The following is a 23752-nucleotide window of genomic DNA, read 5'->3' on the forward strand; positions in this document are numbered from 1 at the left end:
TTTTTAGTACCTCCTCTTTTCTTTTTCCTTTAATTCTTTAAACAGAGAAATATAACTTACATATCTGTTTTTATCAATTAGTCCTTCTTCTACAGCCTTTATAACATTGCACCCCGGTTCTTGTATATGAAGACAAGAAGAAAATTTGCACCCTCCTTGAAACTCTAAAAATTCTCTAAAATAGTATCGAAGGTCTTGTTTTTCAATATCTAATGTTAATGCAGTAAAACCTGGGGTATCCAAAACATACCCTCCAAAATCAAGAGATAAAAGCTCTACGCTTCTTGTTGTGTGTTTACCTCTTAAAAGCTTTTCGCTTACCTCCCCTGTCTTGAGTTTTATATTTGATTGAATAGAATTAATCAAAGAGGACTTTCCTACTCCAGAAGGACCCGCAAAAAAAGAAACCTTGTCTTTTAAATAGGATTTTAATTCGTCAATTCCTTCTTTTGTAACTGTAGAAGTTGCAACTGCTTTATATCCTATTTTCTGATAAACACTCACCAAATCAAAAGCCTCTCTATCCTCTTTTAAATCCACTTTATTGATACAAACTACAGGTTCAATGTCATTACTCTCTGCCAATACAATCATTTTATCTAATAAAATTCTGTTAAGTTCTGGCCTAATAATAGCAAATACTATTATAGCTTGGTCTACATTAGCTACTGGAGGCCTTGTAAGCTCATTTTTTCGTGGTAAAATGTTTAAAATATACCCCTCCCTATCGTTTATCATTTGAATTTCCGCAATGTCACCTACTAAGAGAGTAACATTATCCTTTCTAAATTTTCCGCGAGCACGGCATTCTATAATGCCGTGCTCTGTAGCTACATAATAAAATCCAGCTATTCCTCCCACAATTTTTCCCACTACCCTCGTCAATTAAAATCTCGCCTCCACTGTGCTATACACTTCTCCATCTATATCCACCTCAATTGTAGCTTTACCTTTATATGCCGTTACAGGAACAGTAAGAGGGCTATCTTGATAAGTGTGTTGGGCAGAATATATTAAATTTTTTTGTCCGTTTTGTATTACATATACATCTACTTTCATAGTGCCCTGTTTGTTAGGCAATTCAATAATAACATTTTTAGTTTGTTGTTGTAAAGAAGCCTGGGGCATCTTGCTGACAATTAAATCTATCGTGCTTCCTTTTTGAATTTCACTATCTGGAGAAACACTTTGCTCTAAAACCACACCCTCTGGTACCTCAGTAGTCTCTTTATAAATGACTTTGCCTAACTTTAAACCGGCATTTTCTAGGGCAGTTGTTGCTTCCTCCAATGTCATATTAACTACGTTGGGCATTATCGCAGGTTGTTGACCCTTACTAACATATAGATCAATCGCTGTATTGTATTCTACCTGTACCCCTTGTCTTGGATTTTGATCAAAGACATATCCTTTAGCAAATTGATCATTGTATTGTTCTATAATGTTTGCTTTAAGGCCCATATTCTCAAGGATATTTTTAGCCTCTAAATAATCTTTGTTTATCACATTAGGCACCACAACAACTTGCCTGCCTTTACTAATTACTACATAAACTGTACTTCCAGCTTTTACTACGCTGCCTTGTGAAGGATCTTGAGATAAAATAGTATTTTCAGGTTTATCACTGTACTGTTCTTCGCTTATCTCCATATTCAAATTATGGTCTGATAAAATTTTGCTTGCCTGATTTAAAGACAAACCAACAATATTTGGAACTACTACATCATTCACTTTAAAAAAGTTATTAAGGACGTATATCGTACCATAAGATAAAGAAGCCATCAACAAAAGAATTAATAAAGCAATTGTTATTTTCTTTATGACATTTCGTCTTTTCTTTTCTTTTTCTTTTTTTTGTGCTGCTTTTTTTAACTCTTCTACATCTTTAGAAGGAATCACCCGTGTTTTTGTAATTTCCTCTTCTTTGAAATTTAGCTCTTTAGGATTTCGCAAAAAAGTATCTAAGTCTTTAAGAAAATCTGCTGCAGTTTGATACCTAAGATTTACATCCTTCTGTGTAGCTTTTAAAACTATTTGATCTAATTCTTTTGGCACCTTCTCATTTAGCCTGGAAGGAGGAATTATCTCTTCTTGAATGTGTTTTAAAGCGACAGAAATAGGACTATCTCCCTCAAAAGGTACTTTTCCCGTTAGCATTTCATAAAGGACAATTCCTAAAGAATAAATATCCGTTCTTTCATCTACTATTCCGCCTTTTGCTTGTTCAGGAGAAAAATAATAAGCAGTTCCTACCACATCTCCGGTATAAGTTATGGTAGAACCATTGGCAGCCCTTGCAATTCCAAAATCAGTAACTTTCGCCACATCCTCTTCAGTAACAAGAATATTTTGTGGTTTTATATCCCTGTGAATTATTCGATTTTTATGAGCGTGATCCAAGGCTTTGCAAACTTGTCTTGCTATTTCTATTGCTCTTTTTACTTCTAACGGTCCTCCATTTTCACTTATGAGTTTTTTTAAAGTGTGTCCATTTATATATTCCATTACAATATAGTAAATGTTTCCCTCTTGCCCAACATCGTATATACTCACTATATTAGGGTGTGAAAGACTTGCCGCTGCCTGAGACTCTCTTCTAAACTTTTTTACAAAATCCTCATCTGCTGCAAATTCAGGCCTCAAAATTTTGATTGCTACTATTCTGTTAAGGAGATGACACTTTGCTTTGTAAACCTTAGCCATTCCGCCTTCGCCAATTTCCTCTAATATTTCGTAGCGGTTACCTAATATACGTCCAATCATGATGTCACCTCCTTAACAGCGATAAGAGTTATATTATCATATCCGCCGTTAGCTTTTGCAAGATTTACTAAATTAATACAAGAGGTATTTATATCTTCATTCCTAGTAAATTCATCTAAAATCTGTTGGTCTGTCACCAAATTAGTTAGCCCATCTGTGCACAAAAGCAAAATGTCTTCTGGCATAACAGCGTCATGGAATATATCAATTTCTACTTCCTCATCAACTCCCAAAGCCCTTGTTATTATATTCTTTTGAGGATGAACTCGGGCTTCTTCATGAGTTATTTTACCCATTTTTACAAGTTCTTCTACAAAAGAATGGTCTTCTGTAATTTGCTCTATGCTGTTATCTCTTATCAAATAAGCCCTACTATCTCCAATATGTCCTATAAAAAAATGGTTTTTTTCAAAAAATAACAAAGTAAGAGTAGTACCCATCCCTGTCAATTCACATTCTGAACAGGCTTGAGAATAAACAATTTTATTAGCATATTTAATTGATTTCTCTATAAAACCTTCTATAGAGGAAATTTCTCTATCCTGTAGCTTAAAATAATTCTTTTTAAAATAATCAACAATGGCTTCAACAGCAGACTTACTTGCAACTTCACCCCCATTATGGCCTCCCATTCCATCTGCTACAATAAACAGTGGCAAATCTTTTTCTCCCGAGGCATAATAATAATCTTCATTTTTTTCTCTTACATTGCCAATATCAGTTAGGGCAGCTACAATCATAAAAACCCTACCTTTCTTTTAAATACTTTCTCCTCAGCTGTCCACAGGCAGCTTCAATATCGCTTCCTAATTCCCTTCTCACCGTACAAGATATCCCTGCATTTTCAATAATTTTTTTGAACATCATCACTTTTTCATTAGCCGCCTTTTTAAAGCCTATCTCTTTTACGTAATTAATAGGTATCAAATTAACATGGCACAGCATGCCTTGCAATAAATCCACCAATTGATATGCATGTTCTTTTTTATCATTTACTCCTTCAATTAACGAATACTCAAAGGTTATCCTGCGCCTTGTTTTTTCTATATAATACTTACAAGCTTTCATCAATTCCTCTAATGGATAAGCTTTATTTATTGGCATTAGTTGAGTTCTCAATTCATCATTAGGAGCATGTAATGAAATAGATAAATTAACCTGTAATTTTTCATCTGCAAATTGGTAAATTTTAGGAATTATTCCGCAAGTAGATATAGTTATATGCCTACTGCCTATTCCTAAACCGTAAGGGTTATTTACTATTTTTATAAATTTCATCACTTCCTCGTAATTGTCAAAAGGTTCTCCACTGCCCATTAAAACAATATTTGAAATCTTGCCATAGTCGCTGTCTATAGACATAACTTGGTCTACCATCTCTGAAGCTTTTAAATCTCTGACTTTGCCTCCAATAGCAGAAGCACAAAAGCTACATCTCATATTGCATCCTACTTGAGTAGAAACACAGGCAGTATTTCCAAACCTGTATTTTATCGCAACTCCTTCAATAATATTTTTGTCTTCCAGCAAAAAAAGGTATTTCACAGTGTTATCTATTTCAGAAACCCTTCTCGCTTCTACCTTTAATTGAGAAATATAAGCAATTTCTTTTAATTTTGATCGCAAATTTTTAGAGATATCTGTCATCTTGTCAAAATCTGTAATTTTTTTACCGTAAATCCACTTGTAAATCTGTTTAGCTCTATATCTACTCTCTCCAATATTTACAAAAAATTCTTCCATTTCTTCTAACGTCATATTTTTTAAATTGTACAACTTAATATACCTCCGTGTCCATGTTGAAATTTCGTAGGTTTCTTATCCCCATAAGTTTACTTGATAAATTCATACATGGCTATCGTTTTGCACGTTATTTTATTCTTTTTAACTTGCTTATAAAAAAGCCATCGATTCCATGCTCTAAAGGTGTAGTTTGTATATATCCTAAAGAAGCAGTTTCAATATTCAATCCACTTGGCATCTCAGCTTTTATATCAACCAATCTAAAATTAGGGTGTTCTTTTAAAAATTTCATTATTACATTGTGATTTTCTTCTACTCCTATAGTACAGGTGCTATACACTAAAAATCCATCTTTTTTTACATATTTTGAACTGGAGTCTAATATTTTATATTGCGTTTCAACTAATTGTGAAATTTCACTTTTCGTATAATTCTTTAACTTAATATCAGGTTTTTTTCTGATTATACCTATACCTGTACAAGGGACATCTGCTAAGACTTTATCTGCTTTTTCCAGATACTTGTCATTAACAAAAGTAGAGTCAAAGGCTTCTGCTTTTACATTTGTAATTCCTAATCTTTTACAATTCTCTTTTATCAACTCTAATCTATGAGGATGTAAATCAAAAGCTACAACATTACCAGTATTTTTCATCAATTGCGCTATATGGGTCGTTTTACCACCAGGAGCAGCACACACATCTAATACCGTCTCTCCTTCGTTAGGATTTAAAATTTTAGAAACCAACATAGAAGCCTCATCCTGAATGTAAATAAGCCCTTCTTTGTACAATTGATGACTTTCAGGGTTTTTAATATCTATATATAGCGCTTCTTCTAGATAATAACCTTTTTTATAAACAATACCGCGAGAAACTAATAGCTTTTTCAAATCTTCTATATCAATCTTTAGTGTATTAACTCTGTAACAAATTTTGGGTTTTTCATTTAAACTTTTTAAAAGAGCTTCTGCTTTTTCTTCATCATAATTATTTAGTAATCTTTCCACAATCCAATCAGGATAAGAATATGTTACCATTAAATATTTCCTTAAATCCCTCTCTTTATCAGGGAAAATTACTTTTTCTTTTTCTCTTTCATAGCTTCTTAGAACTGCATTTATAAAGTTTGCCCTTTTTATTCCCAATACGTTTTTAGCTATATTAACTGTTTCATTTATAGCCGCATAAGATGGAACTTTATCCATGTACAAAAGCTGATATAATCCCATTTCAAGGAAAATCTTACTTTTTTCATCCGCGGGCTTCTTTACAAAAAAAGAAAGTATAAAATCTAGCGTGTACTTTCTTTCAATAACACCAAATACCAACTCTTTAGTAAAACCTCTATCTATTTCTTTTAATTCTTGTCCTTTTAAATACTTATTAAAGGTAATATTCGCATAAGCTTCTTTTGACAACACTTCTTGAAGTATTTTATAAGCTATTTCTCTTGGTTTCATTTATCGTATTTTTCTCCTTTACTCTCTGCTATTTCTTATAATAATCAATCTCAATAGTTGCATAATAGAAACTAATGCTGCAGCTACATAAGTCAATGCAGCAGCTTGTAAAACCTTCCGAGCGGGTTCAATATCTTCTCTTGTAAAAAGCGCATTTGATTGAAGGAGCGCTATTGCTCTATTGCTTGCATCAAATTCTACAGGCAAAGTAATAACCTGAAAAAGCACTGCTGCACTAAAAAGAAGTATACCTATATTTATCAAATGTAATCCAGGAGCACCCATGAAAAATCCTAAAATTACTAAAGGCCAAGCTAAATTAGCTCCTAAATTAGCTACAGGAACAAGACTGTTTCTTACAGTCAAAGGTACATAACCTTTCGCGTGTTGTATCGCATGCCCTGCTTCATGGGCAGCTACTCCTATTGCAGCTATAGATTCACTCCCATAAACAGATTCAGAAAGTCTTAACACTTTTGCTCTTGGATCGTAATGGTCAGTTAAATTCCCCGGTATCCTTTCAATTCTTACATCATAAAGCCCCACACCGTCTAATATCTTTCTAGCTATTTCCTCTGCGGTATACCCATATCTATTTCTGACGCGAGCGTATTTGCTAAAAGTGCTTTGCACTCTAGCTTGCGCATACATTGCGAATATTAAAGCTGGTATTAAAAGTATTATTGTAGTATCCCAAAACATACTATTCACCCTCCATTTAACAATTTTTTTATGGTTTTTTCAATTTTTGATACATCTACACGAGTATTAAAACACGGCCCATTAGGTCTGTCATTTATTATACCATACACAGGGATTTTCTTCACATCCTGCATGCCACTTGTCAAATCTCTTTCACAGGCAATCGCTATTATAACTTTTGGCCTTGTATCTTTCACTACCTTTCTCGCCATAGTACCACCCGTAGCAACTGCCACATTTACGCCATATTTCTCCTTGAAATTTACCAAATCATTGATTTGGCACTTTCCACATCGTCTACAATTATCTATATCATAAGTCACTTTAAATTTACAGTTGCTATTTTGTATGCAATGAGGTGACAATATCAATATGTCTTGTGGGGCATATCTCTTTATATTTTTATTAAATAAAAAATTCTTTATTTCAATGTAAGACTGCTCTACCTTTTCAATTTTTAAATCCAAAACTCTTGCTACAAAGACCACCAAAGGATAAAAAAGGTCTAAAAAATTTGCTATGAAAGAGTTTAAAATTTTGTTAGATTTTTTACCAACCACCACATAAAAAGTCGCTCCAATAACAGCCACAATTATAGCCATCAAAGATAGAACAAAAATCATTAACGTAATAAACAAATATCTATAAAGTTCAATTTTCCCTCTATTTATTACGTATAAAATTCCCAAAACGACTAAAGTAAAAACCAAAAAGGTAACTGCCAATATCCCCAAAAAAATTCTTTTTTTCCCCTTCAAAAGTTATTCTCCTTTTTAAAAATTATCTTAAAATTGTCCCTTCAGGTATATTGTGACCTATTAAATATTCCCTAATACTCATTTTTTTAGAACCTTCTTGTTGAATCTCTACTATCTTTAGGGCGTCTTTATCGCATTTCACAATTAAGTCGCCTTTTGACTTTAAAACTGTTCCATTTTCTTCTTTCCCATTGTATTCGACTATCTCTCCTTTCCAAATTTTTAACATCTTATCTTTATAAAACGTGTAACAGCCAGGCCAAGGTTTCATTCCCCTTATCAAATTTCGGATTTCTTCCGCCGTTTTATTCCAATTTACGTGCCCCATTTCTTTAGTAAGTATTGGGGCATAAGAAGCCTCCTCTTCATTTTGTTTAACCGGCGTCAAAGTGCCTTTTTCCAATCTTTTTAACGTTTCTATTAAAACTTCTGCTCCTAATCGAGAAAGCTTATCATGAAGTGTTTCCGCATCATCTTCCTCTAAAATAGGAATAGATTTTTTGATAAGAATATCTCCTGTATCCAATCCCTTATCCATAAGCATTGTAGTAATACCCGTTTCTTTTTCACCATTGATTATAGCCCAATTAATGGGAGCTGCTCCTCTGTATTTTGGCAAAAGAGAAGCATGGACATTTATACAACCGTACTTAGGAAGAGCCAAAATTTCTTCGGGTAAAATCTTTCCATAAGCTGCAACAACTATGACGTCTGGATTTATCTCTTTTAATCTTTCTAAAAACTCTTTATTGTTTTTTATCTTTTCTGGCTGTAAAATTTCTACTCCCTTTTGCAATGCCACTTCTTTGACAGGAGAAAATCTAAGTTTCATCCCCCTTCCTTTCTGTTTATCTGGCTGCGTAACCACTGAAGCTACATTGTATCCTTCTTCAAAAAGTTTTTGCAAAGAGGGGACGGCAAAGTCAGGCGTCCCCATAAAGACAATTTTCAACAATCATACCTCCTTGACATTTTCTTTCTCTTCTTCATCTAAAAATCTTATAGCCTTATCTATAAAGAGAACTCCGTTTAAGTGGTCTATTTCATGGCATAAAGCTCTTGCCAATAAATCCTCTCCTTCGATCTCCCTCTCTTTACCTTCTCTATCTAAATATTTTACTTTTACTTTTTTAGGCCTTTTAACTTCTCCTACTACTCCTGGAATGCTCAAACATCCTTCTGCTCCTACTTGTTCACCTTCTTCATACACAATTTCAGGATTTATAAGTTCTAAAAGTCCTTCTCCTATATCTATCACTATTAGTCTTCTCAAAATACCCACCTGATTTGCTGCCAAGCCTACCCCTTCGTTGAGATACATCGTTTGTACCATATCATCTAATATAGTCAAAACATGAGAATTTATCTCTGTAACAGGTTTTGCTTTTTTTCTTAAGACCTCATCCCCAATTTTTCTTATATACCTTATTGCCAAAATTAATACCTCCTTAAATTTACATTATATTCAAAGGGTCAATGTCTATTGATATTCTTATATCTTTAGGATATTTCATCTTCTGGATTTCTTCTGCTATTTCCGCCAAAATACTTCTATCTTCACTTTTTAAAATGACCTGCCATCTATATCTATTGTTTATCTTACTTATAGGAGCAGGAGCAGGTCCTAGTATTTTATTATAACTCTTATTTTGAAGTTTGTTAATAAGTTTTTGACAAGTTAAATAAGCATTTGCGGCCATATTTTTAACCTCTTCATCCTTTTCTCCTGATATCACTACATTCATCAGATGTGAAAAAGGAGGATATTTAAATATTTCTCTGTATTTAATTTCTTCGTTGTAAAACTTTCCATAATTTTGCTGTTTTGCAGCAATTATGCTGTAGTGGTCTTCTTCATAAGTCTGTATAACAACCCTCCCAGGCTTTTCACCTCTTCCTGCCCTTCCAGCTACTTGAGTAAGCAGCTGAAAAGTCCTTTCACTGGACCTAAAATCAGGAAGATTTAAAGTTATATCTGCAAGTATTACTCCCACCAATGTAACATTTGGAATGTCAAAGCCTTTAGATATCATTTGCGTACCGATTAAAATATCTGCCTTACCATTTCTAAAATCATAAAAAATTTTCTCATGAGAACCTTTTTTCCTTGTAGTATCTACATCCATCCTCAAAACTCTTGCATTAGGAAAAAATTTTTTTATATCGTTTTCTACCCTTTCAGTCCCTATACCTAAATACCTAATTCTTTTACTCCCACATTTAGGACAAGTATCTTTCATAGGCTCTTCATAACCGCAATAATGACAAACTAATTTTTTATCCTCAAAATGATAAGTTAAAGAAATATCACAATTGGGACATTTAGGCACATAGCCACAATCTCTGCAGGAAACAAATGAAGAATATCCTCTTCTGTTTAAAAAAAGAATAGTTTGCTCTCTCCTTTTAAGATTTTCTTTTATATAGGAAAATAATTTACGACTAAATATTGAAGTATTTCCACTTGCCAATTCCTCACTCATATTGACAACTTCTATCTTCGGCATAGAAACATTAATCCTTTTTGTAAGCCTTATAAGTTTATATTCTCCTTTATTAGCTTTATAATAGGTCTCTAAAGAAGGAGTAGCACTTGCCATAACCAGAACTGCTTTTTGTATTTCACACCGCTTCTCTGCCACTTCTTTAGCATTATATTTGGGTCTTAAGTCTGATTGTTTATAGGTAGTCTCATGCTCCTCGTCAATTATAATAAGGCCAAGATTATTAAAAGGAGCAAAAACTGCATTTCTCACACCAACTACTACGTCCACTAAACCATTTTTTACTTTTCGCCATTCATCAAAACGTTCTCCCGGTGAAAGGCCACTGTGTATTACAGCTACCCTATTGCCAAATCGGCTTACAAACCTTTCAATTGTCTGAGGCGTCAATGAGATTTCTGGTACTAAAACTATAGCGCTTTTGCCTATTTTTATAGCTTCATCTATCAATTGAAGATAAACTTCAGTTTTGCCACTTCCCGTAACTCCAAAAAGCAAATATTTATCAAAAGTACCTGTCAAGATAGATTTTTTAACTTCTTCTACAGCTCTTTTTTGTTCCTCTGTCAAAGATAAAGGTTTAGTCCTTTCAATATCTTTTATATTAAATCTCAAAACTTCCTCCTCATAAACCTTTATATACCCTTTATTTTGTAAATTTTTTATAACTGAATAATCTATATTCAGGACTTTGACAAGCTCAGAAAGCCTAATAGGACTTCTATTTTTTAAATATTGTAAAATCTCGTATTGCTTTGGCGCTCTTTTAGAAAGTTGGAAAGGTATCTCATCAATATTTATTTTCACAACCTTTACCTTCTTTTCCCCTTGCTTTATCCCTACAGGCATTATAGTCTGAAGAGCTTCAGAAAAATAACATTTATAATAATCCCTCATCCACTTAGCCAGTTCAATCATTTTTTCATCAAATATGCTGTAGCTATCTAAAATCCTATAGATATCCTTTATTTTATCCACCGAGTAAGACGCCTTGTCAGTAATACTTATTACATAACCCTCTATATACCTATTATTAAAAGGAACAGATACTCTCATCCCAATTTTTACATTCATTCCTTCAGGAATATGATAAGTATATACCCTGTCAGTATTAGAAGATTTAATGTCTACAACGACCTCAGCAAACATAGCAACCTCCGCCTGTTAAATATTTACCAAATAAAAAAAGCCAAAAGGCTTTACAATAATTTAGCTACTTCATCTAATATCACATGGGCAGCTTGTTCTTTTGTCATCAAAGGATACTCCTTTATGTTTAAATCTTTATCTATGATTTTTATTATATTAGTATCTACTTCAAAACCTGCTCCCTCTTGAGAAACATTATTTGCAACTATTAAATCCATATTTTTCTCCTTTAACTTTTTTTGTGCATATTCTACTAAATTAGTAGTTTCAGCGGCAAAACCTATCAAAATCTTGTTTCCTTTTTTCTGTCCTACTTCATACATTATGTCTGGATTTTTAACCAATTCAATAGTTAATTTCTCTTCATCTTTTTTTATCTTTTCTTTTTTTATCTCTTTAGGTCTGTAGTCAGAAACTGCCGCAGCCCCTATGACAATGTCTACTTCATTAAGGTGTATCATGACAGCATTGTACATATCTGCTGCTGTTTCTACAGGAATAAATGTTACATTTTTAGGAGATTCTATATAAGTAGGCCCAGAAATTAAAATCACTTGTGCTCCTCTTTCTACCAAAGCTTTTGCAATCTCATATCCCATTTTACCCGAAGAGCGATTTGTAATGTATCTTACAGGGTCAAGAGGCTCACGAGTGGGCCCTGCTGTTACTAATACCTTTTTCCCCTCAAAATCTCTTTTTTTCTCATTGTGCAATAACTCTAAAATAGCTTTTTCAATCTCCTCTACATTAGCCAATCTTCCTGCACCATAAGTTCCACAAGCAAGCCTTCCTGTACCCGGCTCCACAAATAAAAAACCATATTCTTTTAAAATTTTAATATTCTTTTGAGTTACAGGATTGGTATACATGTTTGTATTCATGGCGGGAGCAATTAATACAGGACTTTTTGTAGCAAGAATAGTAGTAGTTAACATATCGTCTGCAATCCCATGAGCAATTTTAGCGATAATATTTGCGGTTGCAGGAACTATTGCTAAAACATCAGCTTTTTTTGCTAAAGAAACATGTTCAATTTCCCAATATTTCCTATCTGCAAACATGTCAACAACTACTTTATTGTTAGTTAAAGCCTCAAAAGTAAGAGGGCTTATAAAATTTGTAGCTTCCTTTGTCATTATGACATCCACATTTATGTCTTTTTTTACTAGTCGAGATGTAAGGTCAGCAGCTTTATAAGCTGCTATACCTCCTGTAACCCCTAACACTACATTTTTTTTGCTTGTATTCATTTCAACACCCTCTATTTTATTCCATATTTTTGCGGTCTTTGATAAGTAATAAGTCCATTATTTACTTCTTCTGTAGCAATTGTTACAGGTTTATCAGAATTTATGTCTACTAATTTAGTGTCACCAGCAATAAGCTGTCTTGCTCTTTTGGCAACTAAAGAACACAAAGTATACTTGCTATCCATTTTTTCCATCAAATCTACAATTGATGGATATAAAATCATGTCAATCCCTCCCTGATTTCTAAGTACAAATCCTTATTTCTATCGACTCTGCATTTTTCTGCAATAATTATAGCTCTAATTTTTTCAACCGCTTCTTCTATACTGTCATTTATAACTACATAATTGTACCTGGAAACATAATTTAATTCCTCATACGCACTTTTAAATCTTTTGATTATCTCTTCTTCTGTCTCTGTCCCACGTTTTTTAATTCTATTTTTCAATTCTTCCATTGAAGGAGGCAATATGAAAATAAATATTCCTTCTGGAAACTTCTCTTTTATTTTTAAAGCTCCTTGAATATCTATCTCTAACACCACATCATTTCCTTCATCTAAATTTTTTAATACAAAATCCTTTGGTGTTCCATAGTAGTGGTCGTATACCTTTGCCCATTCTAAAAAAGAATCATTTTCTATCATTTTCTCAAATTCCTCTTCCGTTTTAAAAAAATAGTTTTTTCCTTCTATTTCCCCGCTTCTTGGCGGACGGGTAGTGGCAGATATACTCAATTTTAAATCTTTCTCTTTTTCCATCAAAGCTTTGCATATAGTCCCTTTTCCTGCTCCTGAAGGTCCAGAAAGTACAATAAGTAACCCTTTTTTCTTTTTCGACAACACAAATTCCCCCTACTCTTCTTCTTCCTCTTCATCTAAAGCATCTTCTAATATTTCCTTGTTGGAATTGAGACGATTAGCTACGGTCTCTGGTTGAACAGCAGAAAGTATTATGTGGTCACTATCAGTAATTATAACAGCTCTAGTTCTTCTACCATATGTAGCATCAATAAGCATACCTCTATTTTTTGCCTCTTGAATTATTCTTTTTATAGGCGCAGATTCTGGACTAACTATTGCCACCAATCTATTAGCCGAAATTATATTGCCAAAACCAATATTTATTAATTTAATCGACATACTTTTTCCTCCCTACTCAATATTTTGAACTTGTTCTCTAATTTTTTCAATTTCATTTTTCAAGTTAATGACTTTATTAGAAATTCTATAGTCTATTGACTTTGAAGCAATCGTATTAGCTTCACGATTCATTTCCTGAACTATAAAATCTAATTTTTTACCTACAGGACCTTCTTCTTCTAAAGAATCTTTAAATTGAATAATATGGCTTTTAAGCCTTGTAATTTCTTCAGCAATACATGACTTGTCAGCAATAACTGCTATTTCCATTGCCATCCTATTAGGATCTATATCTACCCCCAATTCTTTTATACGCTGTTCCAATCTTTTTCTATAATCTTCTACTACTACAAAACTCAAATCCTCAATCTCTTTTACTATCTCTGAAATTTTGTCTATCCTATTAACAACATCATCGTATAATTTTATACCTTCTTTGTTTCTCATGTCAACGAGGTTATTAATAGCTTCCCTCAATGGCAGTTTCAATAATTCCCATATTTCTTCCAAATCCAAATCCTCATTTTTTACTTTGATAACTTCTGGTAGATACACCAAATCACTTACCTTTATAAATCCTTCTAATTCAAATTTAGTCTTTACATCAGTAAAAACTCTAAGATATTCTGACAAAAGATTCTCATCAATTTCTATAACATTAATACTTCTTTCATACACTTCAAAGCCAATATTTAATTCTATTCTTCCTCTCGCAACATGCTGCGAAACAAATTCTCTCACTTTTTCTTCAAGCCCATTTAAAAGTTTATTCATCCTGCAATTTATATCTAAGAATCTATGATTTAAAGATTTAATTTCCACAGTTATATAATAACCTTTTTCCTTAATCTCACCTCTTCCATAACCAGTCATGCTTTTTATCATCATATCACCTTTTTCTTATTATAGTCAAATTCTCTCTGTATTAAACTAAAGCTCTATCTCGCCCCTAAAAACTTCTTCCACCTTACCAGATAAATAAATGCTGTTGTCCTCAAGCCATTCTACAAAAAGTTTTCCCGCTTTAAAATGAACATTGACATTTCGCTCCGTCTTACCTAATACTGCTGAAGCTACTGCAGAAGCGCAGGCACCACTTCCACAGGCAAGAGTAAGTCCTACACCTCTTTCCCAAGTCCTTACAAAAATATTTTCTTTATCTTCTACTTTTACAAAATCCACATTTGTACCTTGAGGGAAAAGAGAAGACTTTTCAATTTTAGAACCTAACTCTTTAATCATATTTTCATCTAAGGATTCTACAAAAACAATAGTATGAGGCACTCCTACTCTTATAGAAGTTAATTTATAAACTTTCCCATCTATTTTTACCGGCTCATTAATAAATTTTTGCTTATCCGTTTTTATAGGTATTTTACTAGTTTCAAAAATAGGATTACCCATGTAAACTTTTACACTTTCTACTTTCCCATTTTTCACAAAAACTTCTGGCATAATCACTCCAGCTAAGGTTTCCACAGCCATTTTCTCTTTTTTTACTATCCCTCTTTCATAAACATATTTTGCAAAACATCTAGAACCATTGCCGCACATTTCTGCTTCGCTGCCATCTGCATTAAAAATTCTCATCCTAATATCTGCAATTCCTGAAGGCTCAACAACTAAAAGGCCATCAGCCCCTATGCCAAAATGCCTATCACAAAGTTTAGCAGCTAATTCACTATAATCTACATTTTCTAGAGCCTCAATTACTATAAAGTCATTCCCCAATCCATGCATTTTAGTAAATTTCACCTATATCACTCCATTTTCTAATCTTCAAGGATATTATAACACAAAAAAGGCTAATTTGGTTAGATATTTTAAGAAAATGTGAGGAAAACAATCATAAAACGATCATAAGGCCAATAGCAGCCAAAACTCCCATAATTCCGCCAAAATAAAAAGGTGCAGTTACTCCCAATGTATCCCAAAGTATTCCCGCTATAAAAGACGCCGGTAAAAGGCCAATACCTGTAAAAGTAGCATGAAGCCCTATGACTGTAGCTTTTAAATGGGATGGAGAAATTTCCGCAACTAAAGCTTTTTCAACCCCTTCAGTCAAGGCTATGTACAAGCCGTAAACAGAAAATAATATCCACATAGCACTTTTAAAGCCAAAAACAGCAAATCCCAAATACACTATTCCGTAAAGGAAATAACCAATAATGAGAAGTTTCTTTCTCCCTATTTTATCAGACAACCTTCCCATAGGATACGAAAAAATCATATAAACTATGTTGTACACCAAATACAAAAGTATAACATCTGACTCGCTAAATCCCACATTTTTCGCCCTTAAAAGCAAAAACTGATTAGAAGAATTACCTAAGGCAAAAATTAAAATAACTATTAAAAACATTTGAAGGCGTCTATCAAGACTTCTCCAAGAAAAAGAAAGTTTTTTTGAAAGTTCATGTTTTACTGTGCTTTCCTTAGCAAAAAACAGCACAATAACTCCTAAAAAAGCTGGTATCAGAGAATACATAAAAACTGCTTTATAATCCCCTCTATAAAAAGTCAAAAAATAATACGCTAAAGCAATTCCAATCGTTGCGCCTAAAGTATCCAATGCCCTATGAAGTCCATATGCTCTCCCAATGTTTTCTTTATCTACAGCTTCAGCAATCAAAGCATCTCTTGGAGCTGTTCGTATTCCTTTTCCAAACCTGTCACTGGTTCTACCTAAAAACACCCATCCCCACGAAGTAGCAAAATACAAAAACATTTTTCCTATAGTAGAAAAAGAATATCCAGCTATAGCTAAAGGCTTTCTTTTACCTACTTTATCAGATATGTATCCTGAAAAAACCTTAAGTATACTAGCTAAACTTTCTGCAAACCCTTCAATGATACCTACTATTGTAGGGCTTGCCCCAAGTTGAGAAGTGAGAAAAAGTGGAATCAGAGGATATACCATTTCAGTAGATATATCTGTAAGAAGACTTGTCAACCCTAAAATAATTACATTTAACAATCAAAATACCTCCCATCATTCTTTATTGTTTTCATAAACCAATGAAGCAAAATATTCAAAGTCTCGACTGGCTTTTTCTAATAAATCCTTAACCTCTTTTTTCATTTCACACTCAAACACATCTCTTTGGGCTACTTTTTCAAACCACTTATATAACTTATTCAGCTCATCTTCATTTTCTTCTAATTCTGCAAAAGTAAAATTTTTTCTCGCTATCTCTTTTTCAATCTCTTTAAAAAACTCTTCACATTGTTCCTTTATTTCACTATATTCTTCCATCCTTTGATGATTAAATTGTTTTACCACATCTTTCTCTATTTCTTTATCAAGGGCCACTACTTCAAAGGCTTTAAAATCTCCTCCAAAACCTTTAATTTCTTCTTTTAACTTTTCTATTTCTTTTAAAAACCTTTCTATATAAGGCACAATACATACAGACTGTTGTAAATACAAAGCACCAATTTTTTTTATTCTTCTCCAGATAGTAACTCTAGCTGTTGACGAATCACTTGGGACCTTATACACAAAAAGCAACCACTTCAACTTTCCACCTCCTCTATCTTTCTTTCTCTTGCTTTTCAACTTTCTACTTATGGCAATTAAACTTTAATTCCTATTTTTACATTTTGTTTTATTGTAACAAATGTTACAACTAAAATCAATACAATCAATTTTTCACTATTAAACCCTTCGATTTCATGGTATACTTTTTATATACAATAAAATCTGGAGGTTATAACTATGGCTTTGGACGGCATAACTTTACATGCAATAACAAAAGAATTAAAAGAAGAAATTATTGGTGGAAGAATTGATAAAATATATCAACCAGAAAAAGAAGAATTAATCTTTATAATACGAAACAAAGGTAAAAACTATAAACTGCTATTGTCTGCTAATGCAAATTATCCAAGAATATATCTTACAGAAGAAAATAAAGAAAATCCTGCTGAGCCTCCAATGTTTTGCATGCTTTTGAGAAAATTTCTTCAAAGCGGCAGGATAATAGATATAAAACAAGTAGAATTTGACAGAATAGTAAAAATCGATATAGAAACAAAAGACGAATTAGAAAATCAAACAATTAAAACTCTAATTATTGAAATAATGGGAAGACACAGCAATATCATATTAATTGACAAAGCTAATGAAACGATAATAGATAGCATAAAAAGAATATATTCCGATATGAGTAAAGTAAGAGAAGTACTACCTGGGAGGCAATATGTCTACCCACCACTGCAGGAAAAGTTAAATATAAATAATCTCTCGCTACCTTCTTTTAAAAAAGCTATTAATAACTACAAGTCAAAAAAAATTGAAAAAACTCTAGTAGATATTTTACAAGGATTTAGCCCCACTTTAGCAAGAGAAGTTGCTTTTAGATGTAATATATCTGACAGATTTGTAGAATCAATAGAAGATGAGCAAATTGAAAATCTATATCAAAACATAAAAAAAATATATGAAGATGTTTTAAGCTTAAATTTAAAACCTTGCATTGCTTTTCAGGAAAATGAAGTAATTGACTTTTCTTGTATTGATTTGACTCAATATATTACAAAAACTTTTTTCCCTACAGTAAACCAAGCTGCTTGTAAATTTTTCAGTGAAAAAGCAAATATAATAAATTTGCAAGCAAGGTCCTCGGATTTAAGAAAAATCATCAGCAACAATTTAGAAAAACTTTATAACAAACTAGATAAACTTCAACAAGAATTAAACGAAGCAAAAAACGCTGACACTTTTAGACTTTACGGCGAACTTATAACAGCAAATATGCACCTTCTAAAAAAAGGAATGGAAAACTTGAAAACTATAAACTATTACACTGGCGAAGAAATTGAAATACCCATTGACAAAAAATATTCCCCTTCAGAAAATGCCCAAAGATACTTTAAAAAATACAGCAAGTTAAAAAATGCCAATAAAATAATAGAAAAACAAATATCCGATACTCTCGAGGAAATAACTTATTTAGAGGGTCAATTAGTGAACCTGGAAAACTGTACATTGCCATCAGAAATAGAAGAAATAAAAAATGAACTATTTGAACAAGGGTATATACATAAGCAACAAAAGAAAAAAATATCACGACAAACTCTTTCTCAACCATTGCATGTAGTATCCTCAGACGGGTTTGACATATATATAGGAAAAAATAACACTCAAAACGATTATCTAACGTTAAAATTCGCAAATCCTAACGATATATGGCTTCATACAAAAGACATACCAGGGTCCCACGTCATAATCAAGACAAATAACAAACCAGTTCCTGAAGCAACACTTATAGAAGCTGCAAAATTAGCCGCTAAATATAGCAAAGCGAAACATTCTTCAAATGTACCCGTTGATTATACCTTAAAAAAATATGTAAAAAAACCTTCTGGTGCAAAACCGGGCTTTGTAATATACACAAACCAAAAAACCCTTTATGTAAATCCAGAGTAAGATGCTTTTTAAGCATCTTACTTCTTATCTTAAAGGCACACTAAATATAGGAATATATTTTCTTCTATTTTCTTGTATAACACTCTCATACAAAAAAACTGTATCGACCAAAATATCATTTTTCTTTTGTTTTTCAAAAAGATTATTTACTTCTTCTATTCCAATGTTTAAACGTATATCTCTGGCAATGGTAATGTGGGAAGTAAATTTTCTCTCATCTTTTTTAAATCCAATTTTATGCAATTCCTCATCTATATTGTCATGCAATTTATTAAGAAAAGGATTTTCTTCTGTACCTACCCACAATACTCTCATGTCTTTATTACCTTTAAAAAAACCTACTTTATCAAATTTTATATAAAAGGGGTTAATACTTTTTGCAGCAACTTTAACAGCATCTTCTATTTCGGTTATGCTTTCCGCCTCGATTTCTCCTAAAAACTTTAAAGTTATATGGAAATTATCTTTATGAGTCCATCTTCCTTTTATCGTATAATTTTTCAGTACCTCCTGAAATCTCGATAATTCATCTGTAGCTTTTTCACCTAACTCGATCCCAATAAATGTCCTCATGTTACTCCTCCTTTGCCTATTTCCTTGGAAATAATTGTATTGGAATTTTTGTTGTGCTTATTAAAATTATAACAAACAAAAACAGAAAAAAGTCCATCCTAATGGTCTACTGCTACTTTCTTTTTCACAATTTATTCTTCTGGCATATGTCTAAATATTTCCATTATATCATTATTGAAATCTAATTCAAATCGTAGTATAATGCTATTCAGATTATCGTTCATAAGAGGCAATCTCTTTCTTTGATTTTTGTTTTTTACAAAAATTTGCACTTACACCATGATTTTTTGACCTATTGACAAAAGTCCAGGACAATGCTAATATTCTAATTAAATTGTTTAAAGTGAATAATAATATAAAAACTCTTATCGAGAGCAGGTGGAGGGACTGGCCCGATGAAACCCGGCAACCGGTGGCCGAAAGTTTTATACTTCCGGCTGCACGGTGCTAATTCCTGCAGAACGTTGAGTTCTGGCAGATAAGAGGATTTCAAAAACCTCTTCGCGCTGTCAGAAGAGGGTTTTTTATTTTTATTTTGGAAAAGGAGGGCTTTCTTTGATCCGTATCAGAAATCTCACAAAAATTTACCACTCAAGTTCAGGAAATGTCAAAGCGCTGGAAAATGTCAACCTCAACATAGAAAAAGGTGATATTTTTGGAATTATAGGCCTTAGCGGCGCAGGTAAAAGTACTCTTCTGCGCTGCATAAACATGCTTGAAAAGCCCACTTCCGGCTCGATAGAAATAGATGGTGTTGAAATGACTCGGCTTTCTCCCTCTGAATTAAAAGAAATGCGGAAAAAAATAGGCATGATATTCCAGCATTTTAATCTGTTATCATCCAGAACTGTCAGAGGCAATGTAGCTTTCCCTTTAGAAATTGCCGGCCTGGACAAAAGGACAATCGATAAAAAAGTAGATAATCTTCTGGAGCTAGTAGGGCTTTCCGACAAGTCTGACAACTATCCTTCTCAGCTTTCAGGCGGTCAAAAACAGCGGGTAGGCATAGCACGAGCCTTAGCAAATGATCCAAAGGTTCTGCTGTGTGATGAACCAACTTCAGCACTGGACCCGGAAACAACTCTTTCTATTTTGAACCTTTTAAAGGATATCAATAGGCAGCTGGGAATTACCATAGTGCTGATAACTCACGAAATGAATGTCATTAAACAAATTTGTAACAAAGTGGCAGTCATTGAAAAAAGCCGTGTGGTGGAACAGGGTCCTCTTCTCGAAATATTTAAAAAACCTCAGACAGAAACCGCTCGCAATTTTTTGAAATCTATAACTTTATCAGAAATTCCTAAAGAACTAAAAGATAGGATTAAAAATCTGTCTCACGGGTACTTGGAAGGCAAGATTGTTAAAATTGGCTTTTTGGGAGAAATTACAGCAAAGCCCATTATATCCAATATTGTAAGAAAATTTGACGTTGACACCAACATACTTTACGGAAACATTGACCACATCCAGGGCACTCCCTACGGTACTCTCGTGGTTGAACTCCGAGGAAAGAACAATCGAACAGATGATGCCCTGGAATATCTAAAAAAGCTGGGACTCGATGTGGAGGTGATTGAAAATGTCTGAAACTATAAACTTATTGCTGGTCGGAACGTGGCAAACTATATACATGGTAGTGGTATCAACGTTCATAGCAACGATTTTCGGGGTACCACTTGGTGTGCTTCTGATGGTAACTGACAAAGGTCAGATACTGCATAACGAACCTTTAAATAAAATACTAGGCACTATTGTAAATATTTTTCGCTCTGTTCCTTTTGTAATACTTTTAATCGTGCTTATACCTTTTACACGATTGCTTGTAGGGAAAGCTATAGGGACCACAGCAGCGATTGTTCCTCTTTCGGTAGCGGCCATTCCATTTATGGGAAGGCTTACCGAAACAGCATTGAGAGAGGTAGACCGCGGCGTTATTGAAGCAGCCAAGGCTATGGGTGCTTCACCCCTTCAAATCATAACCAAGGTGCTAGTCCCCGAGGCTTTACCTTCAATAGCCGCAGGGATTACCATAACTACTATAAATTTAGTAGGATATTCTGCAATGGCAGGTGTTATAGGAGGTGGTGGACTGGGAGATTTGGCAGTAAGATATGGATATCAGCGATTTATGCTCGACATTATGCTTTATACAGTAGCAATTCTAGTTGCTATGGTACAACTAATTCAATTTCTAGGAGATATGTTAGTAAAACATCTGTCAAGAAACCAGTAAATTATCTTTAAAAAGGAGGAAATTAAAGTGAAAAAAATTTTAACTATAGTTCTACTATTCAGTCTTATAACACTTTTTATCTCAGGATGTGGAGCAAAACAAATATCCCAATCCCAAACCGAGGACACATCAAAGATAACCATCAAAGTAGGAGCTACTCCAGTGCCCCACGCCCAAATTTTAAACGTCGTAAAACCTATACTTGCGAAAGAAGGAATTAATTTAGAAATTGTAGAATTTACAGATTATGTACAACCTAACCTAAAACTTGCTGAAAAAGAATTAGATGCTAATTACTTTCAGCATATTCCTTATCTTGAAGACTTTTCAAAGGAACACAATCTCAATTTAACATACATTGCTAAAGTTCATATCGAACCTATGGGAATATATTCCCAAAAAATTAAAAATCTCAGTGAATTAAAAGAAGGCGCTACCATTGCCATACCAAATGATGCTACAAACGGCGGAAGAGCTCTGTTGCTACTGCAGTCAGCCGGAGTGATAAAGCTGAAACCAGATGCAGGCATCAAAGCGACGGTAAGCGACATTGTTGAAAATCCTAAAAAAATTAAGATTTCCGAGCTGGAAGCCGCCACTTTGCCTAGGGTATTGTCAGATGTAGATGCAGCGGTAATAAACACCAACTACGCCTTGGAAGCTGGACTTATACCCACCAAAGACGCGCTCTTTATCGAATCAGCAGATTCCCCCTATGTCAATGTACTGGTGGTCCGCAAAGGCGATGAATCAAGGCCTGAACTTATGAAGTTAGCCGAAGCCTTGAATTCTCCAGAAGTTAAAAAATTCATCGAAGAAAAATATAAAGGTGCTGTCGTACCCGCCTTTTAAGCAGGAGATGATTCTATTGTCAGGATCTGATAAAATTATCGGCGTCATCGCTAGTACACCAGTAGATACTCAAATGAGAGTTGATTTTGTAAGAAAAAAGGGGCTTGAAGCGGTGGGAATCCTTGCCGCTTCAAGCCCCGATGAACAAAAGCGGCTGGTAATTTTGACTACCAATTTCAGAGATAAAAACAGAAAAGAGATAGTCCATTTTAAAAACAGACTACCTCTTTTTAAATATGTATAAAATTTTACCGGCAGCGACCTACTCTCCCGCGAAAGCAGTACCATCGGCGCTGGAGGGCTTAACTTCCGTGTTCGGAATGGAAACGGGTGTTTCCCCTCCGCTATCGCCACCGGAAATCCTAGACCCTCAAAACTGCACAAAGCCTTATGGTCAAGTCCTCGACTGATTAGTACCGGTCAGCTAAGAGTGTTACCACTCTTACACCCCCGGCCTATCTACCTCGTCGTCTTCGAGGTGTCTTACCCCCTTACGGGTGGGAAACCTTGTCTTGAGGCGGGCTTCGCGCTTAGATGCTTTCAGCGCTTATCCCTTCCGAACTTGGCTACCCAGCTGTGCCCCTGGCGGAACAACTGGTACACCATCGGTTCGTCCACCCCGGTCCTCTCGTACTAGGGGCAGTCCCTCTCAAGTTTCCTACGCCCGCGACGGATAGGGACCGAACTGTCTCACGACGTTCTGAACCCAGCTCACGTACCGCTTTAATGGGCGAACAGCCCAACCCTTGGGACCTACTTCAGCCCCAGGATGCGATGAGCCGACATCGAGGTGCCAAACCTCCCCGTCGATGTGGACTCTTGGGGGAGATCAGCCTGTTATCCCCGGGGTAGCTTTTATCCGTTGAGCGACGGCGTCCCCACTCACTGCCGCCGGATCACTAAGCCCGACTTTCGTCCCTGCTCGAGGTGTCCCTCTCACAGTCAGGCTACCTTCTGCCTTTGCACTCTCCCGCGCGATTCCCGTCCGCGCTGAGGTAACCTTTGGGCGCCTCCGTTACCCTTTAGGAGGCGACCGCCCCAGTCAAACTGCCCACCTGCCATTGTCCCTACGCCGGCTCCTCGGCTATAGGTTAGAATCCCAGTAGTCCCAGGGTGGTATCCCACCGCCGACTCCAGTAAGGCTCGCGCCCTACCTTCTACGTCTCCCACCTATCCTGTACAGAAACT

24 protein-coding genes, 2 rRNA genes and 1 riboswitch (1 of these 27 running past the window's edge) are annotated in these 23752 nt (G+C 34.6%); of the genes, 5 read left to right on the forward strand and 21 right to left on the reverse strand.

What is annotated here, in order from left to right:
• Positions 1 to 3 precede the first annotated feature (3 nt).
• From rsgA to TMATH_RS06820, 18 genes are all read right to left on the reverse strand, one after another.
• Positions 4 to 885, reverse strand: a complete 882-nt coding sequence (gene rsgA / locus TMATH_RS06735) for a ribosome small subunit-dependent GTPase A (RefSeq protein ID WP_013150383.1) — start codon at positions 883 to 885, stop codon at positions 4 to 6.
• On the reverse strand, positions 886 to 2763 hold the full coding sequence (gene pknB / locus TMATH_RS06740) for a Stk1 family PASTA domain-containing Ser/Thr kinase (protein ID WP_013150384.1): 1878 nt from the start codon (positions 2761 to 2763) through the stop codon (positions 886 to 888).
• Positions 2760 to 3503, reverse strand: a complete 744-nt coding sequence (locus tag TMATH_RS06745) for a Stp1/IreP family PP2C-type Ser/Thr phosphatase (protein WP_012995357.1) — start codon at positions 3501 to 3503, stop codon at positions 2760 to 2762. Before TMATH_RS06745 ends, pknB begins: the two co-directional genes overlap by 4 nt.
• A gap of 7 nt (positions 3504 to 3510) precedes the next feature.
• Positions 3511 to 4539 carry a dual-specificity RNA methyltransferase RlmN gene (rlmN, locus tag TMATH_RS06750; RefSeq protein ID WP_013150385.1) on the reverse strand — a complete coding sequence of 343 codons (1029 nt, stop codon included), beginning with the start codon at positions 4537 to 4539 and terminating at the stop codon, positions 3511 to 3513.
• A 94-nt stretch (positions 4540 to 4633) separates the two neighbouring features.
• Positions 4634 to 5968: a 16S rRNA (cytosine(967)-C(5))-methyltransferase RsmB gene (rsmB, locus tag TMATH_RS06755; RefSeq protein ID WP_013150386.1), complete on the reverse strand. Its 1335-nt coding sequence runs from the start codon at positions 5966 to 5968 to the stop codon at positions 4634 to 4636.
• A gap of 18 nt (positions 5969 to 5986) precedes the next feature.
• Positions 5987 to 6670, reverse strand: a complete 684-nt coding sequence (locus TMATH_RS06760; protein WP_013150387.1) for a zinc metallopeptidase — start codon at positions 6668 to 6670, stop codon at positions 5987 to 5989.
• 5 nt (positions 6671 to 6675) lie between these two features.
• A complete protein-coding gene (locus tag TMATH_RS06765) occupies positions 6676 to 7428 on the reverse strand; it encodes a DUF116 domain-containing protein (protein WP_013150388.1) in 753 nt (250 codons plus the stop codon).
• A gap of 22 nt (positions 7429 to 7450) precedes the next feature.
• Positions 7451 to 8380, reverse strand: coding sequence for a methionyl-tRNA formyltransferase (gene fmt, locus TMATH_RS06770; RefSeq protein ID WP_041591701.1), 930 nt, complete (start codon positions 8378 to 8380; stop codon positions 7451 to 7453).
• 3 nt (positions 8381 to 8383) lie between these two features.
• Positions 8384 to 8863 (reverse strand): peptide deformylase, encoded by a 480-nt coding sequence (gene def / locus TMATH_RS06775; RefSeq protein WP_013150390.1) that lies wholly within the window; start codon positions 8861 to 8863, stop codon positions 8384 to 8386.
• A 19-nt stretch (positions 8864 to 8882) separates the two neighbouring features.
• Positions 8883 to 11081, reverse strand: coding sequence for a primosomal protein N' (gene priA, locus TMATH_RS06780; protein WP_013150391.1), 2199 nt, complete (start codon positions 11079 to 11081; stop codon positions 8883 to 8885).
• A 50-nt stretch (positions 11082 to 11131) separates the two neighbouring features.
• On the reverse strand, positions 11132 to 12331 hold the full coding sequence (gene coaBC / locus TMATH_RS06785) for a bifunctional phosphopantothenoylcysteine decarboxylase/phosphopantothenate--cysteine ligase CoaBC (protein WP_013150392.1): 1200 nt from the start codon (positions 12329 to 12331) through the stop codon (positions 11132 to 11134).
• Between the two features lie 11 nt (positions 12332 to 12342).
• On the reverse strand, positions 12343 to 12555 hold the full coding sequence (rpoZ, locus tag TMATH_RS06790) for a DNA-directed RNA polymerase subunit omega (protein ID WP_013150393.1): 213 nt from the start codon (positions 12553 to 12555) through the stop codon (positions 12343 to 12345).
• Positions 12552 to 13175, reverse strand: coding sequence for a guanylate kinase (gmk, locus tag TMATH_RS06795; protein ID WP_012995368.1), 624 nt, complete (start codon positions 13173 to 13175; stop codon positions 12552 to 12554). The genes rpoZ and gmk overlap by 4 nt, the downstream gene beginning before the upstream one ends.
• 9 nt (positions 13176 to 13184) lie before the next feature.
• Entirely contained in the window at positions 13185 to 13472 is a 288-nt protein-coding gene (remA, locus tag TMATH_RS06800; protein ID WP_012995369.1) for an extracellular matrix/biofilm regulator RemA, read from the reverse strand.
• Between the two features lie 12 nt (positions 13473 to 13484).
• Positions 13485 to 14357 (reverse strand): YicC/YloC family endoribonuclease, encoded by an 873-nt coding sequence (locus TMATH_RS06805; RefSeq protein WP_013150394.1) that lies wholly within the window; start codon positions 14355 to 14357, stop codon positions 13485 to 13487.
• A gap of 45 nt (positions 14358 to 14402) precedes the next feature.
• Positions 14403 to 15227 carry a diaminopimelate epimerase gene (gene dapF, locus TMATH_RS06810; protein ID WP_013150395.1) on the reverse strand — a complete coding sequence of 275 codons (825 nt, stop codon included), beginning with the start codon at positions 15225 to 15227 and terminating at the stop codon, positions 14403 to 14405.
• Positions 15228 to 15318: 91 nt separating this feature from the next.
• Positions 15319 to 16449, reverse strand: a complete 1131-nt coding sequence (locus TMATH_RS06815) for an MFS transporter (protein ID WP_013150396.1) — start codon at positions 16447 to 16449, stop codon at positions 15319 to 15321.
• A gap of 15 nt (positions 16450 to 16464) precedes the next feature.
• A complete protein-coding gene (locus tag TMATH_RS06820; protein ID WP_013150397.1) occupies positions 16465 to 16992 on the reverse strand; it encodes a Chromate resistance protein ChrB in 528 nt (175 codons plus the stop codon).
• Between the two features lie 198 nt (positions 16993 to 17190).
• Between TMATH_RS06820 and TMATH_RS06825 the strand changes: the two genes are divergently transcribed.
• Positions 17191 to 18903: an Rqc2 family fibronectin-binding protein gene (locus TMATH_RS06825; RefSeq protein ID WP_013150398.1), complete on the forward strand. Its 1713-nt coding sequence runs from the start codon at positions 17191 to 17193 to the stop codon at positions 18901 to 18903.
• A 24-nt stretch (positions 18904 to 18927) separates the two neighbouring features.
• Here the strand turns inward: TMATH_RS06825 and thpR are convergent, their stop codons facing one another.
• A complete protein-coding gene (gene thpR / locus TMATH_RS06830; protein WP_013150399.1) occupies positions 18928 to 19476 on the reverse strand; it encodes an RNA 2',3'-cyclic phosphodiesterase in 549 nt (182 codons plus the stop codon).
• Positions 19477 to 19838: 362 nt separating this feature from the next.
• Positions 19839 to 19961, forward strand: a riboswitch (SAM riboswitch).
• A gap of 70 nt (positions 19962 to 20031) precedes the next feature.
• On the opposite strand from thpR, the gene TMATH_RS06835 reads away from it, so the two are divergent.
• Genes TMATH_RS06835 through TMATH_RS12205 form a run of 4 tightly spaced genes read left to right on the forward strand, consistent with a single transcriptional unit; the run spans position 20032 to position 22808 of the window.
• A complete protein-coding gene (locus TMATH_RS06835) occupies positions 20032 to 21066 on the forward strand; it encodes a methionine ABC transporter ATP-binding protein (RefSeq protein ID WP_013150400.1) in 1035 nt (344 codons plus the stop codon).
• Positions 21059 to 21712 (forward strand): methionine ABC transporter permease, encoded by a 654-nt coding sequence (locus TMATH_RS06840; protein WP_013150401.1) that lies wholly within the window; start codon positions 21059 to 21061, stop codon positions 21710 to 21712. The genes TMATH_RS06835 and TMATH_RS06840 overlap by 8 nt, the downstream gene beginning before the upstream one ends.
• 27 nt (positions 21713 to 21739) lie before the next feature.
• Complete coding sequence (locus TMATH_RS06845; protein ID WP_013150402.1) at positions 21740 to 22564, forward strand: MetQ/NlpA family ABC transporter substrate-binding protein; 825 nt, start codon at positions 21740 to 21742, stop codon at positions 22562 to 22564.
• Positions 22565 to 22580: 16 nt separating this feature from the next.
• Positions 22581 to 22808 carry a hypothetical protein gene (locus tag TMATH_RS12205; protein ID WP_013150403.1) on the forward strand — a complete coding sequence of 76 codons (228 nt, stop codon included), beginning with the start codon at positions 22581 to 22583 and terminating at the stop codon, positions 22806 to 22808.
• Positions 22809 to 22813: 5 nt separating this feature from the next.
• Here the strand turns inward: TMATH_RS12205 and rrf are convergent.
• Together rrf and TMATH_RS06860 are read right to left on the reverse strand one after the other, a co-directional pair.
• Positions 22814 to 22922: ribosomal RNA gene (gene rrf / locus TMATH_RS06855) — 5S ribosomal RNA — on the reverse strand.
• A 32-nt stretch (positions 22923 to 22954) separates the two neighbouring features.
• Positions 22955 to 23752: ribosomal RNA gene (locus tag TMATH_RS06860) — 23S ribosomal RNA — on the reverse strand; it runs 2146 nt beyond the window's last position.

The sequence above is a fragment of the Thermoanaerobacter mathranii subsp. mathranii str. A3 genome, from assembly GCF_000092965.1.
Classification (GTDB): domain Bacteria; phylum Bacillota; class Thermoanaerobacteria; order Thermoanaerobacterales; family Thermoanaerobacteraceae; genus Thermoanaerobacter; species Thermoanaerobacter thermocopriae.

Bases quoted from the DNA above. Each gene is read 5' to 3' on its own strand.
- pknB (WP_013150384.1), bottom strand. From the start codon at position 2,763: ATGATTGGACGTATATTAGGTAACCGCTACGAAATATTAGAGGAAATT.
- TMATH_RS06745 (WP_012995357.1), bottom strand. From the start codon at position 3,503: ATGATTGTAGCTGCCCTAACTGATATTGGCAATGTAAGAGAAAAAAAT.
- rsmB (WP_013150386.1), bottom strand. From the start codon at position 5,968: ATGAAACCAAGAGAAATAGCTTATAAAATACTTCAAGAAGTGTTGTCA.
- TMATH_RS06760 (WP_013150387.1), bottom strand. From the start codon at position 6,670: ATGTTTTGGGATACTACAATAATACTTTTAATACCAGCTTTAATATTC.
- priA (WP_013150391.1), bottom strand. From the start codon at position 11,081: ATGTTTGCTGAGGTCGTTGTAGACATTAAATCTTCTAATACTGACAGG.
- coaBC (WP_013150392.1), bottom strand. From the start codon at position 12,331: ATGAATACAAGCAAAAAAAATGTAGTGTTAGGGGTTACAGGAGGTATA.
- rpoZ (WP_013150393.1), bottom strand. From the start codon at position 12,555: ATGATTTTATATCCATCAATTGTAGATTTGATGGAAAAAATGGATAGC.
- remA (WP_012995369.1), bottom strand. From the start codon at position 13,472: ATGTCGATTAAATTAATAAATATTGGTTTTGGCAATATAATTTCGGCT.
- TMATH_RS06805 (WP_013150394.1), bottom strand. From the start codon at position 14,357: ATGATAAAAAGCATGACTGGTTATGGAAGAGGTGAGATTAAGGAAAAA.
- TMATH_RS06825 (WP_013150398.1), top strand. From the start codon at position 17,191: ATGGCTTTGGACGGCATAACTTTACATGCAATAACAAAAGAATTAAAA.
- thpR (WP_013150399.1), bottom strand. From the start codon at position 19,476: ATGAGGACATTTATTGGGATCGAGTTAGGTGAAAAAGCTACAGATGAA.
- TMATH_RS06840 (WP_013150401.1), top strand. From the start codon at position 21,059: ATGTCTGAAACTATAAACTTATTGCTGGTCGGAACGTGGCAAACTATA.